The 13549-nt window shown below is 64.8% G+C and carries 12 protein-coding genes; 10 read left to right on the forward strand and 2 right to left on the reverse strand.

Features of this window, described 5'->3' with window-relative positions; translation table 11 throughout:
- Positions 1-163: 163 nt before the first annotated feature.
- Entirely contained in the window at positions 164-1342 is a 1179-nt protein-coding gene (gene metK / locus PCA31118_RS06840; protein ID WP_044453342.1) for a methionine adenosyltransferase, read from the reverse strand.
- A gap of 187 nt (positions 1343-1529) precedes the next feature.
- Here metK and PCA31118_RS06845 point away from each other — a divergent pair, with 187 nt between their 5' ends.
- The 5 genes from PCA31118_RS06845 (at position 1530) to PCA31118_RS06865 (ending at position 6668) form a co-directional block, all read left to right on the forward strand.
- Positions 1530-2426: a lipid A biosynthesis lauroyl acyltransferase gene (locus PCA31118_RS06845; RefSeq protein ID WP_044453343.1), complete on the forward strand. Its 897-nt coding sequence runs from the start codon at positions 1530-1532 to the stop codon at positions 2424-2426.
- A gap of 42 nt (positions 2427-2468) precedes the next feature.
- Positions 2469-3320 carry a diaminopimelate epimerase gene (gene dapF, locus PCA31118_RS06850; protein ID WP_150624274.1) on the forward strand — a complete coding sequence of 284 codons (852 nt, stop codon included), beginning with the start codon at positions 2469-2471 and terminating at the stop codon, positions 3318-3320.
- Between the two features lie 203 nt (positions 3321-3523).
- Positions 3524-4192 carry a DUF484 family protein gene (locus PCA31118_RS06855; RefSeq protein ID WP_044453346.1) on the forward strand — a complete coding sequence of 223 codons (669 nt, stop codon included), beginning with the start codon at positions 3524-3526 and terminating at the stop codon, positions 4190-4192.
- A 1-nt stretch (position 4193) separates the two neighbouring features.
- On the forward strand, positions 4194-5159 hold the full coding sequence (gene xerC, locus PCA31118_RS06860; RefSeq protein WP_150624276.1) for a tyrosine recombinase XerC: 966 nt from the start codon (positions 4194-4196) through the stop codon (positions 5157-5159).
- Positions 5160-5453: 294 nt separating this feature from the next.
- Positions 5454-6668, forward strand: a complete 1215-nt coding sequence (locus PCA31118_RS06865; protein WP_150624278.1) for a class I SAM-dependent rRNA methyltransferase — start codon at positions 5454-5456, stop codon at positions 6666-6668.
- A 64-nt stretch (positions 6669-6732) separates the two neighbouring features.
- Here PCA31118_RS06865 and PCA31118_RS06870 read toward each other — a convergent pair whose 3' ends face one another.
- The gene (locus PCA31118_RS06870) at positions 6733-7608 is read right to left on the reverse strand and encodes a DMT family transporter (protein WP_150624280.1); all 876 of its coding nucleotides are present in this window, start codon (positions 7606-7608) and stop codon (positions 6733-6735) included.
- A gap of 237 nt (positions 7609-7845) precedes the next feature.
- Between PCA31118_RS06870 and PCA31118_RS06875 the strand changes: the two genes are divergently transcribed.
- The 5 genes from PCA31118_RS06875 (at position 7846) to PCA31118_RS06895 (ending at position 13477) form a co-directional block, all read left to right on the forward strand.
- On the forward strand, positions 7846-8340 hold the full coding sequence (locus tag PCA31118_RS06875; RefSeq protein ID WP_044453350.1) for a Fur family transcriptional regulator: 495 nt from the start codon (positions 7846-7848) through the stop codon (positions 8338-8340).
- Between the two features lie 39 nt (positions 8341-8379).
- Entirely contained in the window at positions 8380-9459 is a 1080-nt protein-coding gene (locus tag PCA31118_RS06880; protein WP_150624282.1) for a CobW family GTP-binding protein, read from the forward strand.
- A gap of 390 nt (positions 9460-9849) precedes the next feature.
- Positions 9850-10269, forward strand: coding sequence for an RNA polymerase-binding protein DksA (dksA, locus tag PCA31118_RS06885; protein ID WP_044457598.1), 420 nt, complete (start codon positions 9850-9852; stop codon positions 10267-10269).
- A gap of 239 nt (positions 10270-10508) precedes the next feature.
- The gene (locus PCA31118_RS06890) at positions 10509-11054 is read left to right on the forward strand and encodes a hypothetical protein (RefSeq protein ID WP_150624283.1); all 546 of its coding nucleotides are present in this window, start codon (positions 10509-10511) and stop codon (positions 11052-11054) included.
- A 395-nt stretch (positions 11055-11449) separates the two neighbouring features.
- Positions 11450-13477 (forward strand): TonB-dependent receptor, encoded by a 2028-nt coding sequence (locus tag PCA31118_RS06895; RefSeq protein WP_150625155.1) that lies wholly within the window; start codon positions 11450-11452, stop codon positions 13475-13477.
- The last annotated feature ends 72 nt before the right edge of the window (positions 13478-13549 follow it).

Genomic DNA, 13549 nt, shown 5'->3' on the forward strand with positions numbered 1-13549 from the left:
CGCTGCTGCGTGAGTACCGATGAGCGCCGATGAGCGCCGCTGAGCGCGCAATGATCGTCGGCCATCTCTCCAAAACAAAACCCCCGCCGGTGTGACCCGAGCGGGGGTTTTGTCGGAACGATGCCGGTTTGCACCGGCATTGCCCATCAGACGTGGAGCCGAATCAGGCGACTGCGCGCAGACCGGCGTCGGCCAGCAGCGCGTCGGCACGATCGGTGGCTTCCCACGAGAATTCCGGCTCTTCGCGGCCGAAGTGGCCGTAAGCAGCGGTCTTCTCATAGATCGGACGCAGCAGGTCGAGCATCTGGATGATGCCCTTCGGACGCAGGTCGAAGTGCTTCTCGACCAGTTCGGCGATGCGCTGATCGCTGATCTTGCCCGTACCGAACGTGTTGACCATGACCGACGTCGGACGCGCCACGCCGATGGCGTACGAGACCTGAATCACGCACTTCGAGGCCAGACCGGCAGCCACAATGTTCTTCGCGACGTAACGGCCGGCGTAGGCTGCCGAACGGTCGACCTTCGACGGGTCCTTGCCCGAGAAGGCGCCGCCGCCGTGCGGTGCGGCACCGCCGTACGTGTCGACGATGATCTTGCGGCCCGTGAGGCCGGCGTCGCCCTGCGGGCCACCGATCACGAAACGGCCGGTCGGGTTCACCAGGAACTTGATGTCGCCCTTGATCAGGTCGGCCGGCAGCACCGGCTTGATGACTTCTTCGATGACAGCTTCGCGCAGCGCTTCAAGACCGATGTCCGGATGGTGCTGGGTCGACAGCACGACCGTGTCGATGCTGTGCGGGCGACCGTTTTCGTACTTGATCGTGACCTGCGACTTGGCGTCCGGGCGCAGCCAGGGCAGACGACCGTCGCGACGCACTTGCGACTGGCGCTCGACCAGACGGTGCGACAGGTAGATCGGCAGCGGCATGAGTTCCGGCGTTTCATCGCAGGCGTAACCGAACATCAGGCCCTGGTCGCCGGCGCCCTGATCGAGGTTGTCGTCATGCGCGCGATCCACACCCTGGGCGATGTCCGGCGACTGGCGGTCGTAGGCGACCAGCACGGCGCAGCCCTTGTAATCGATCCCGTAGTCGGTGTTGTCATAACCGATGCGGCGGATCGTTTCGCGCGCCACTTGCTGGTAGTCGACCGTGGCTGTCGTGGTGATTTCCCCCGCGAGCACGACGAGACCCGTGTTGCAGAGCGTTTCCGCGGCAACACGCGCGTACTTGTCCTGGGTCAGGATGGCATCGAGAACCGCGTCGGAGATTTGATCGGCGACCTTGTCCGGGTGGCCTTCGGAGACGGATTCGGAGGTAAAGAGATAGTCGTTCGCCACTTCTGGCTCCTCTAACGTATTTGGCGACTCACGTTGCCGTCATCGGAGGGGAAGCGGCGACGCTTTAGCGGAAAATTGGTCGAATGCGCTGCCTCGATAGGGTGGCACATCCGAATCGCCCCGCAAGTTGTCAGTTAACTCGGCGATGTCGCTTATTATACGCCCCTGAAGAAATCCTGCTTGCGACATGTCAACCACTCCCAAGAAATCCCTCGGGTATTACCTGAGCGTGGGTCTGCTGCGCGGACTCAACCTGCTGCCCTATAGCTGGGTCGCGCGCTTTGGCGCGGGTATCGGGCATGTGCTGTACCGGATCCCGAGCTCCCGCAAACGGGTGGTCCATACCAATTTGCGCCTGTGTTTCCCCCATTGGGACGACGCTACCCGCGAGCGGGTGGCCAAGGCGTCCTTCGTCCACGCGATCCGCAGCTATGCCGAGCGCAGCGTCCAGTGGTTCGGTAGTGCCGAAAAGCTGGAGCGGCTAATCGAGGTCGATTCGGCCGTGGATCTGCTCGCGCCGGACATGCCGCCCACGATTTTGCTGGGCTTCCACTTCGTGGGGATCGAGGCGGCCTCGGTTTTCATCAATCACGCCCTGCGCCGGCCCTGCGCGTCGCTCTACACGCCGATGTCGAACCCGGCGTTCGACGCCATGGCCCGCGAGCAGCGCGGTCGCTTCGACGCCGAGATGATCCCGCGCGGCGACAGTGCCCGCGACGTATTGCGCATGTTCCGGAAGAAGAAACCGGTCATGCTGGCAGCGGACATGGACTATGGCGCGCGCAATTCCACGTTCGTGCCGTTTTTCGGGATGCAGGCCTGCACGCTGACCTCGGTGTCGCGACTGGCCGAAGTCGGCCGGGCGCAGATTCTGCCCTTCATCGGCGAGGTGCTGCCGAATTTCAAGGGCTATCGGCTCAAGGTGTTCCCCATTTGGGAGAATTACCCGAGCGGCGACCCGGACGCCGACGCCCGCCGCATGAACGAATTCCTGGAAGCGCAGATCCTCAAGATGCCGGAGCAGTATTACTGGGTCCACAAGCGCTTCAAGACACGCCCCCCGGGCGAGCCGGGCGTCTATTGACGACACCGGATGCGCGTCGACCTTCTCCACTACAATAGCGGCATGAAGCTCAAATTCACCAAGATGCAAGGTGCCGGGAACGACTTCGTCGTGATCGACGGCATCTCGCAGACCATCGATTTCACGCCCGAACAGTGGCGTGCGCTCGCCGATCGCCATTTTGGCGTCGGCGCGGACCAGTTGTTGCTCGTGGAGCGCTCGGCCTTGCCCGGCGTGGACTTCCGCTATCGTATCTTCAACGCGGACGGTGGTGAGGTCGAACACTGCGGCAATGGAGCGCGCTGCTTCGTCAAGTTCGTGCGCGACACGGGGCTCACGGACAAGCAGACCGTGCGTGTCGAGGTGCAGCAGGGCGTGATCACGCTCACGATGCGCGAAGACGGTCAGGTCAGCGTGGATATGGGCGCACCGATTCTCACGCCGTCCGACGTACCGTTCGATGCCACCGGCCTGGAAGGCCGTCGCGAGGGCGACGACACGCTCTGGCCGCTCGATGTCGGCGGCAGGACAACCTGGATTTCCGTGGTCTCCATGGGCAATCCGCACGCCGTGCAGGTGGTCGATAACGTCGACACGGCGCCCGTCGAGACGGATGGCCCGCTCGTCGAGCGTCACCGGCGCTTCCCGCGCCGCGTGAACGCCGGATTCCTGCAAGTGGTGTCGCCGCACGAAGCCCGTCTGCGCGTGTTCGAGCGCGGCGCGGGCGAGACGCTGGCCTGCGGCACCGGCGCCTGTGCGGCGGCCGTGGCGGGGATCCGTCGGGGGCTGCTCAAGGCACCGGTCGCCATCGAGACGCACGGCGGCACGCTCACCATCGATTGGGACGGCGCAAGCGGCCCGGTCATCATGACGGGACCGGCGGCCACGGTCTTCGAGGGCACCATCGAGATTTGAATGGGTGCCTGATGCAGCCCAATGCAGCCTCGGGCAGTACGGCTGAATCAGCACGGCCGAATCAGCATGGCCCACGCAGTAAAGTCACTGGTAAGAGACGGATCCGAGGATTCTGATTTAGCGACCCTGGCAGCCGCTGGCCTTCCTTGTGGATGACACCACGGGGCGGCGGGCGGCAGTTGACGAATAGCAGACGGACATTCATGAACGACCGAGATATTGCCGAATACCTGATCGCGCATCCCGACTTCTTCGAACGCCACGCCGAGTTGCTTGCCGGTGTGCGGCTCACGAGCCCGCACGGCCAGCGTGCCGTGTCGCTGCAGGAACGTCAGATCGAGATGCAGCGCGAGAAGACCAAGCAGATCGAGCGACGCCTCGCCGAACTGATGCGCTACGGCCACGAAAACGACGATATCTCGGGCAAATTGCACCGTTGGACCCTCGGCCTGCTGGGCGAGCGCGATCCGCACGCACTGCCCGAGGCCATCGCCCGCGGTCTGCGCGACGTCTTCAGCGTGCCGTTCGCCGCCGTGCGTCTGTGGAATGTCGCTGCCCCGTATCAACCTGCGGAATTCGCACGCAGCGTGAGCGAAGAGGTGAAGATCTTTGCGGCGAGCCTCGCCACGCCGTATTGCGGTGCGAATACCGGTTTCGAAGCCGTGACGTGGCTGGGCGCGCCGAGCGATCCGGCCTCCGTCGCGTTGCTCGCGCTGCGCGACCCGCAAGTGGTCGACGGCCCGGTCTTCGGCCTGCTCGTCATGGGCTCGGACGACGCCCGCCGTTTCCACGAAGGCATGGCAACCGACTTCCTGACGCAGATCGGCGAGCTGGCCGGCGCTGCGCTCGGCAAGCTGCGCGCCGACGACTGAGATGTCGTCCGGATTCCCGGTCGAGGACGATACGTCCGACCAGACACCGCTCCAGCCGGGCATCCGCACCTACCTCACATCGCTGGCCAGCGAGCGCAAGCTGGCCGCGCTCACGCTGGAAAACTACACGCGGGACCTGCGTCAGTTGCAGCGTCTCGCGAACGGTCGTCCGCTCGAATCGTTGCAGCACGGCGACATTCGCCGCTTCGTCATGAAGATGCACGGCGAGGGACTGGTCGGTCGCTCCATTGCCCGCAAGCTCTCCGCCTGGCGCGGTTACTTCGCGTGGCTGGCCCAGCGCACGACGCTCGCAGCCAATCCCGTCGAGGGCGTGCGCGCGCCCAAACAACCCAAACCGCTGCCCAAGGCGCTCTCGCCCGATCAGGCCTCGGCGCTCGTCGAGTTCGAGACGGGCACGTCTGCCGAAGCCGTGCGCAACCGGGCGATGTTCGAACTGCTGTATTCGTCCGGGCTGCGCTTGTCGGAGCTCACGGGGCTCGATCATCGTTATGTGGAGGCCGACGGCTACCGTTCGGCAAGTTGGCTGGACCTTGCCGAGCGCGAAGTCGTGGTGACGGGCAAGGGCAACAAGCGGCGTCGCGTGCCGGTGGGCGAGAAGGCGGCGCAGGCGCTGGCACAGTGGCTCGAGATGCGCGGTCCTCTGGCGTCGGCCGAGCCTCATGCCCTGTTTCTTTCCGCGCGGGGCAAGCGTATCGGCGCGCGGGCCGTGCAGCAGGGGCTGGAGCGTCATGCGCTCGCCGCCGGACTGCCGACGCATGTCCATCCGCACATGTTGCGCCACTCGTTCGCCACGCATGTGCTGCAATCGTCGGGCGACCTGCGCGCCGTGCAGGAAATGCTCGGCCACAGCAATATCTCGACCACGCAGATCTACACCAAACTCGACTTCCAGCATCTGGCGAAGGTCTACGACCAGGCGCACCCGCGCTCGCGCAAGAAGCCCTGAACGATGGCCGGAGCGCCCGCCATGCGCCGCCGGCCAGTGTCGTGTCTTCCCGGACGATCTCGACCGATCGCGACCGAACCCGACCGGTCCGACGGTCGACAACGCGAGTCGGTGTAGAATCGCGTCCTTCCCAGCAAGTCCGCACGTCGATCATCGAAGCCGTCGATGCCGTCGATGCCATGGACGCCACCCGCACGGCGCATCGCACGCTTCGCGTCTTGCGAATCCGGCGCCGTGTCGCGAGACTTGCCGTCACCCCGTATGTAACCGTAGGCAACCGTTGGTCCGTCCCGCATGAATACCTTGACCCTCAAGCCCGGCAAAGAAAAGTCCTTGCTGCGCCGCCATCCCTGGATTTACGCCACCGCCGTGGCCCGTGTGGACGGCAATCCGGCATCCGGCGCGACGGTCGTGGTGCGTGCCGCCGACGGCCGCTTTCTTGCGCGCGCCGCATTCAGCCCGGTCTCGGCCATTCGCGCACGCGTGTGGACGTTCGCCGAGAACGAGCCTGTCGACCACGCGTTCTTCAAGCGCCGCGTGTCGGCGGCGCTCGCCTATCGCGAGGCCATGGTGCAGGGCACCGGCGCCACGCGCCTGATCTTCGGTGAGGCCGACGGTTTGCCGGGCCTGATCGTCGACCGCTACCAATCCGCGCCGGGCCAACCGGCGAGCGACCAGCTCGTATGCCAGTTCATGGCGGCGGGTGTGGAAGCCTGGAAAGACGCCATCACGAAGGCGCTCGTCGGCGCAACCGGTTGCCCGAACGTGTACGAGCGCTCGGACGCCGCCGTGCGTGAGCGTGAAGGTCTGCCGAGCCTCACCGGCGTGCTGGCGGGCGCCGAGCCGCCCGAAGCGCCCGAGTTGCTGACGACCCACGAGAACGGCGTGAAGTATTACGTCGACGTGCGCAACGGCCACAAGACCGGTTTCTACGTGGACCAGCGCGATAATCGTCTGCTCGTGCAGCAACAGGCCAGGGGCCGCGATGTGCTGAACTGCTTCTGCTACACCGGCGGTTTCTCGCTGGCGGCGCTGGCCGGGGGCGCGCAGAGCGTGTTGTCCATCGATTCGTCTGGCGAGGCGCTCGCCATCGGCGCGCGCAACGTCGAACTCAACGGTTTCGACGCCGCCCGGGCGGAATGGCGCGATGCCGACGTTTTCAAAACGTTGCGTGCCTTGCGCGAAGAGGGTCGGACCTTCGACATGATCGTGCTCGATCCGCCGAAGTTCGCACCGTCGGCGCACCACGTCGACCGCGCTGCGCGGGCTTACAAGGACATCAACATGGCGGGCTTCAAGTTGCTGCGTCCGGGCGGCCAGTTGCTGACCTACTCGTGCTCCGGGGCCATCGACGCCGATCTGTTCCAGAAGATCGTGGCGGGAGCTGCGGTGGATGCCGGCGTCGACGCGCGTATCCTGCGTCGGCTGTCGGCGGGCATGGATCACCCGATGCTCACGCAATTCCCCGAAGGCGAATACCTCAAGGGGCTTTGGCTGCAACGCATGTGAGCCATCGCTTCGTCGGGGCGGCGTGACTCCAACGTCGCCCCGACATCACTCCGGCACCGGCGCATCAGCCCAGCGTCAGGCCCGCGACACCCAGCGCGATCAGCACGGCACCGCCCACGCGGCGGTGCATGTCGCCTTCGCCCAGCACCCGAACGCCGAGTAACGCGGCGACCATCATCGACATCTCGCGCGCCGGGGCGACGTGGGACACCGGCGCATACCTGAGCGCAGTGAGAATCAGAAAGTAGGACATCGGCGAGATCGTCGAAATCACCAGAATCTTGCGCCAGTTCGCCTGCCAGAGCACCTTGATGCGTGCGGGGCGCGAGAAGGCCGTGGGTGCCGAGAGCACCACCCGAAGCACATTCTCCAGGTAGTAATAGACGAGCGGTGCGAGCATCAGCGTGCGAATGGCGTAGGCGTCCGCCAGCGTGTAAGCCGCGATGAACCCGCCGGTCAGCACGCCCCAGCCGGCGCCCGCGTGCATGCTGCCGCGCCGAAAGAGGCGTTCGCCGCCAGCGATCACGAGCACGCCGCAAACCACCAGTCCGATGCCGACGAGCGCCAGCCAGCCGGGACGCTCTCCCAGCAATACGATGGCGCCGAGTGACGAGAGCAACGGGCCCGTGCCTCGCGCGAGCGGGTACACCACCGACAGGTCGCCCACGCGATAGCCACGCTGCAGGACCAGCGTGTAGCCGTAATGCAGCAGGGCGCTTACGGTAATCACGCCCCAACCGAGCGGCGAAGGCCAGCTGGCTTGCGTGCCCGTCAGGAAATAGAGTGCGAGCGGCGTGTAGATAACGACCGTGAGCAACGCGTAAAGGAAGACAAGTTGCGGGCCACCGCCCTCACGGGTATCGATTCGTTTGGCGACGAAGTTCCAGGTGGCGTGCAGGAAAGCAGCGGTAACGACAAGGGCGAGGGCGGTGAGCGACATGACGAAGGGTGTTTTTTGTGTCAATTGTATGTCGCATCGCCGGTGACCACGGGGCAATTCGGATCGCTTCCGGGTGCGGCAGACCGCACATCGATAAAATCGCGTAATTGTGTGTAATGTGGTGCCATCGAGTGCGAATGGCTTGCTAATATTCTGCGTTGTCCCGCAAATCCCTGCGCTTATCCCCACTTTTGCAACTCGGTTGCAGCGCTGACGGGGCTGTGCTTAAATCGATTCATGAGCCTTACTCAATTACAACCGTATCTGGAAGCGGCCCGCGCGAGCTTGCAGGAGCAATCGGGCCGTGTGACCTCGGGGCGCGTACGTGTGCTGGCATTGCTGCTCAAGGCGGGGCGGCCACTTACGCATCAGGAGGTGCTGGCCGACCTGGCCACCGACGCCGACCCGCTTGACCGCGTGACGGCCTACCGCGTACTCGACTGGCTGGTCGCGCAGGGTTGGGCCATCAAGCAGGCGGGCGACGACCGCATCTTCCGCTTCGTCATGGCCGAGCACGTCGATCCGGAACGTGCCAACGCGCCGCGTCCGCATACGCAGCATGGTCATTTCCGCTGCGTACGCTGCCACCGCACTTTCTGTCTTGACGATTGGCCGCAGCATCCCCAATTAAGCGAGCGCGAACTCAAGCGCCTGCCCAAGGGGTTTGTCGGCGAACAGGTCGAGCTTCTGATTCATGGCACCTGCGCCCAGTGCGCCGGGGCTACCAACTGACGCGACCCTCGCGCAGTACCACCACAGGACATTGCATTCATGACTCCCGTCACCATCCTGACCGGCTTTCTCGGCAGCGGTAAGACCACGCTGCTCAAGCGCATCCTGACCGAAGCGCACGGCATGAAGATCGCCGTCATCGAAAACGAATTCGGTGAAGAGAACATCGACAACGACATCCTCGTGCAGGACAACGCCGAGCAGATCGTCCAGATGAGCAACGGCTGCATTTGCTGCACGATCCGCGGCGATCTGGTGCAGGCGCTCTCCGACCTGAATACGCAGCGCGACGAGGGCAAGATCCAGTTCGATCGCGTGGTCATCGAGACGACCGGTCTGGCCAACCCTGGACCGGTGGCCCAAACGTTCTTCATCGACGATGAAGTGGCCGATACCTACCGTCTGGACGCCATCATCACGCTGGTCGACGCCAAGCATGGCCAGCAGCAGCTCGATCAGCACGAAGTGGTGCAGCGCCAGGTCGGGTTCGCCGACCGCCTGTTCATCACCAAGGCCGACCTCGTGACGCCGGACGCCCTGCATGACCTGAAGCATCGTCTCGCCCACATGAACCCGCGTGCGCCGCAACTCGTGGTCGACTTCGGTCAGGCGGACCTCAAGCAGATCTTCGACATTCATGGCTTCAACCTGAACGACAAGCTCGACATCGATCCGGACTTCCTCGCCGCCGACGAGCACGCGCACGACCACGGTCATGATCATGGCCATGACCATGATCATTCGCATTGCGACCACGATCACGGCAAGTGCGACCACGAAGGTCACGACCACGGCCACCACCATCACCACGCCCATCACGACGACGCCATCAAGTCGTTCGTGTTCCGTAGCGAGAAGGCGTTCGACCCGGCCAAGCTGGAGGATTTCCTCGGGAGCATCCTACAGGTGTACGGCGAACGCTTATTGCGTTATAAAGGCGTATTAAACATGCGCGGCATCGACCGCCGGGTCGTGTTCCAGGGCGTTCACCAGATGATGGGTAGCGACGTGGGCGCGAAGTGGCAACCCGGGGAGACGCCGAACACCAAGATGGTGTTCATTGGCGCGGAACTGCCGAAAGACATCATCCTGCAAGGGCTGGAACGCTGTCTGGTCTGAGCGGAATTGCCGAATTCGGTGACGGGAAAGCCCTTAATCGGGACCGTCGGACGATTCGGTTACAATACCTGCCCACTGGGGCTGCCGCCAGCGAACCGACGCGGCACTCCGGAGGGTAGGCAGGGGAGCACCGTCATGGCCACCGCCTCTCGCAAGACTGCCACCGCACGCCCCACGCGCCGGTCAGAACCGGCACCGGGAGCGGGCGCCAAGCGTGCTCCAGCAGGCAAATCGAAGACGGGCGACGAGGCCGCCGCCAAGAAGGGGCCACCCAAATCGTCCGGCAGGAAAGTAACCCAAGAAGCCGCCCGCGGCATTGCCGGTAAGCAAGACGTGCCACCCGCTACAGGGGCATCGCCGGATCATCCGAAAGAGACGCCACAGAAACCCATGAGCAAGCAACGACTTTTGACCGAAGCCGAAATTCTGAAGATGTCCGACAAGGACTATATGAATCAGGCTCAACTCGACTTCTTCAAGAATCGTCTCGAAGAGCTGCAAGCCGAAATTCTGCGTAACGCCGGCCAGACGACCGAGAACCTGCGGGAAACCATTCTGGTTCCGGATCCGGCCGACCGCGCCACGATCGAGGAAGAGCACGCGCTTGAGCTGCGCACTCGCGATCGCGAGCGCAAGCTTCTGAAGAAGGTGCAGCAATCGCTCGCTCGCATCGAGTCGGGTGAGTACGGCTGGTGCGAAGAGACCGGTGAGCCGATCGGCGTGCCGCGTCTGCTTGCACGGCCGACCGCAACGCTCTCGCTCGAAGCGCAGGAGCGCCGCGAACTGCGCCAGAAGCTGTTCGGCGACTGATGCACGCATGACCGGTCCCGATCCCGTGCGGTGGCGGTGAACGGGTACCACGCTTGATCGAAGGCATGTCTTGACGGCATGCCTTTTTTATTGCGCTTCGATCGCGACCGGTCGACCGCGCACGCGCTTGCGCCAGACGCACGTGCCGCCCAGTGTGGCCTGCGCGCAACGTTACGCTATGCTCGCAGCGGACATCGCTTTATGGCAGAATTGCAACTCAGTTGCAATTTAGTCTTTCCATGCCTTCCATCGATTCCGCCTTCCGCCTGTGGCGTGCGCGCTCGCGCATGCCGCTCGGGCGTGGGCGCAGCGGCTGGATCGCATGGCTTATCGTCGCGCTGCTTTGCGTGCAGATGTGGGGCTTGCAGCATGAGATCGTGCATGCTCGCGAGTTGTCGGGCGCGCTGTCGGGCGCGCTGCCGGGCGGCGGCCCGGTCGCCGCGAAGGTCCTGTCGAATCTCGCAAAGGCCAGCCCTGCGGCGGGCGATGTCATCATCTCCGCCGCCGCAACCGATGGCGACGACGGCCCGGTCCCCGCCATGGCGCGCGACGCCGCCGCCGGGGCAGCGCAATCGATGCCGACGTCGCACGCGAGTTTCGGCACGCATCACCATCATTGCCATCTTTTCGAGGGCGCGACCCTCGCCATGGCCATGGCCGTGGCGACGCTTCAGTGGTCGGGCGATGCCCACACGGCGCAAGCCCCGTTACGCGCCCATGGACGAAGCCACGCGAGCGCCGTCCTTCTGCCTTTCGATTCCCGCGCGCCACCGGTCGCGGTCTGACGCCCGAACGTCTCCGATCACGTCTTCGACGTTTTCCACGAATTCTCGCCAGCACGCCGCTGACGCAGGCCTCCTCACGTACCTCACGCCGCTCATGCCCTTCACGGCAGGCGACGCCGGTGCGTTGTGCGCGCGCGTTCGTGCCGAATGGTGGGACATGCGGGGTGCCGTCGTGCGACGCGTGCGCCCGCCCGCATCAGACCGAACAAAACCAGACCGATTCACACCAGACCGATATGGCAACGCCCTCAATTTCTTCAACGCCGTCTTCTCGCGTCGCACACAAACGTGCCGCCGCCCGCTCGCTTGCCCCCGACACCGGTGCGCGCCGCCACTCACGCGCGACGCTCGCCCCGTTGCCGCTCGCCGCAGCGCTCGCGTTCAGCGCCTCCTCAATGACCGGCGTCTCGGCGCACGCCGCCGACGCGTCGCCCGGCTCGACCACCTCGACAAGCGTGCCCGCGACGAGCACCACGCCGGAAGCCGCACTGCCCGCCACGTTCGTCACGGGCAACCCGCTCGGTCGCGCTGCCGCCGAGCTCGCCGCCCCGATCACCGAGCTCGACGGCAAGGCGCTCGCGCTGCGTCGCGCCGCCACGCTGGGCGAGACGCTGGACGGTCTGCCGGGCGTGTCGGCCACGTCGTATGGCCCGAACGTCAGCCGTCCGATCATTCGCGGCCTCGACGGCGACCGCATCCGCGTTCTGCAAAACGGCACGGCGTCGCTCGACGCCTCGTCGCTGTCCTACGATCACGCCGTGGCGCAAGATCCGCTGAGCATCGAGCGCGTGGAAATCGTGCGAGGTCCGGCGGCGCTGCTGTACGGCGGCAACGCCGTGGGCGGCGTGGTCAACACCATCGACAACCGGATTCCGCGTGAAGCCCTCAACGGCATCTCGGGGGCCACGGACGTGAGCTATGGCGGCGCCAACCGGGAGCGTGCCGGGGCCGCACAACTCGAATTCGGCAACGGCCAGTTCGCCTTCCACGTCGACGGTTTTGCGCGCAAGAGCGCCGACCTGCGCATTCCGGGCTTCGCCCGTTCGGCGCAACAACGCGCGCGCGACGACGAAGATGTGGCGCAGCCCTCCGGCACGTTGCCCAACAGCGACGGGCAGACGAGCGGCGCGGCCGCCGGCGCCTCGTGGACTTGGGCCGACGGTTATGCGGGCCTCTCGTACTCCGGTTACGACTCCGACTACGGCACCGTTGCGGAGGAAAACACCCGCATCCGCCTGCGTCAGCAGCGTCTTGCGCTAGCCAGTGAAGTACGTAATCTCGCCGGCCCCTTTACGGCGTTCAAGTTCGATTTCGGTTACACCGATTACGAGCACAAGGAAATCGAGAACGGGCAGACGGGCACGACGTTCAAGAACCACGGCTACGAGGGACGCATCGAAGCCCGTCACGCGAAGATCGGGCCGCTCGAAGGCGCCGTGGGCGTGCAGTTCTCGCAAAACACGTTCTCCGCCCTTGGCGAAGAAGCATTCGTGCCCAAGAGCGATACGACCAACGTCGCACTTTTTGCGCTCGAAGAGTGGGCCGTCAATCAGGCGGTGAAGCTCTCGTTCGGTGCGCGCGTCGAGCACTCCAGCGTGAAGCCGAGCGCCGGGGGCAACGAGCGCTTCGATAACCTGCCGTCGCGCAATTTCACGCCGGGCAGCGTGTCGGCCGGGGCGGTGTTCGCGCTGGCGCCGGCGTGGTCCGTGGCGCTCAATACCGCCTACACCGAACGTGCGCCGACCTTCTACGAGCTGTACGCCAACGGCCCGCACCTCGCGACCGGCGTGTATGAAATCGGCGATCCGCAGGCCAAGCTTGAGAAGGCGTTCTCCACCGATTTGTCGCTGCGCTATGAAAACGGTCCGAACAAGGGCAGCGTGGGGGTGTTCTACAGCCGCTTCACCAACTTCATTTCGCTGAACAACACGGGCCGCACCGTTGAAGGTGACGAGAATCCGCTGCCGGTCTATCAATACGCCGGGGTGCCTGCCGACCTCTATGGCTTCGAAGCCGAAGGCCGTGCCCGTGTCTGGCAGGGCTACGGCAATCTCGACGTCGAGCTTCGCGGCGATTACACGATCGGTCGCAATCGCGACACGGGTGAGCCGCTGCCGCGCATTGCCCCGTTGCGTCTGACGGCGGCGCTCGTGTACGGGCTGGGCCACTGGGGCGCACGCCTGGAGATGGTCCACGCGAGCAATCAGGGGCGTGTGCCGGCCAACGATCTGACGACAAGCGGCTACACCACACTGGGCGCCGCGCTCACCTATCAGTTCAAGGCCGGTGGCGCACAGTGGCTGGCCTATCTGAAGGGCGAGAACCTGACCAATCAGGAAGTGCGTCTGGCCAGTTCGGTACTGCGCGACATTGCGCCGCAGGGCGGTCGCGCGGTTCGCGTGGGATTGCGCACCACGTTCTGAACGCGTTGGCCGTGCAACGCACGGGACGGCGCCGCATTCTGCTGCGTCCTACCGCATCATCGAGGCAATTTC

The sequence above is a fragment of the Pandoraea captiosa genome (genome assembly GCF_902459775.1).
Taxonomy (GTDB): Bacteria; Pseudomonadota; Gammaproteobacteria; order Burkholderiales; family Burkholderiaceae; genus Pandoraea; species Pandoraea captiosa.

What these genes read in the sequence shown, in the direction of transcription:
- PCA31118_RS06875 (WP_044453350.1), top strand. Translation starts at nt 7,846, where the DNA reads ATGAGCCTTACTCAATTACAACCGTATCTGGAAGCGGCCCGCGCGAGC.
- PCA31118_RS06895 (WP_150625155.1), top strand. Translation starts at nt 11,450, where the DNA reads ATGACCGGCGTCTCGGCGCACGCCGCCGACGCGTCGCCCGGCTCGACC.
- PCA31118_RS06890 (WP_150624283.1), top strand. Translation starts at nt 10,509, where the DNA reads ATGCCTTCCATCGATTCCGCCTTCCGCCTGTGGCGTGCGCGCTCGCGC.
- PCA31118_RS06855 (WP_044453346.1), top strand. Translation starts at nt 3,524, where the DNA reads ATGAACGACCGAGATATTGCCGAATACCTGATCGCGCATCCCGACTTC.
- PCA31118_RS06870 (WP_150624280.1), bottom strand. Translation starts at nt 7,608, where the DNA reads ATGTCGCTCACCGCCCTCGCCCTTGTCGTTACCGCTGCTTTCCTGCAC.
- PCA31118_RS06880 (WP_150624282.1), top strand. Translation starts at nt 8,380, where the DNA reads ATGACTCCCGTCACCATCCTGACCGGCTTTCTCGGCAGCGGTAAGACC.
- xerC (WP_150624276.1), top strand. Translation starts at nt 4,194, where the DNA reads ATGTCGTCCGGATTCCCGGTCGAGGACGATACGTCCGACCAGACACCG.
- PCA31118_RS06865 (WP_150624278.1), top strand. Translation starts at nt 5,454, where the DNA reads ATGAATACCTTGACCCTCAAGCCCGGCAAAGAAAAGTCCTTGCTGCGC.
- dapF (WP_150624274.1), top strand. Translation starts at nt 2,469, where the DNA reads ATGAAGCTCAAATTCACCAAGATGCAAGGTGCCGGGAACGACTTCGTC.
- dksA (WP_044457598.1), top strand. Translation starts at nt 9,850, where the DNA reads ATGAGCAAGCAACGACTTTTGACCGAAGCCGAAATTCTGAAGATGTCC.
- PCA31118_RS06845 (WP_044453343.1), top strand. Translation starts at nt 1,530, where the DNA reads ATGTCAACCACTCCCAAGAAATCCCTCGGGTATTACCTGAGCGTGGGT.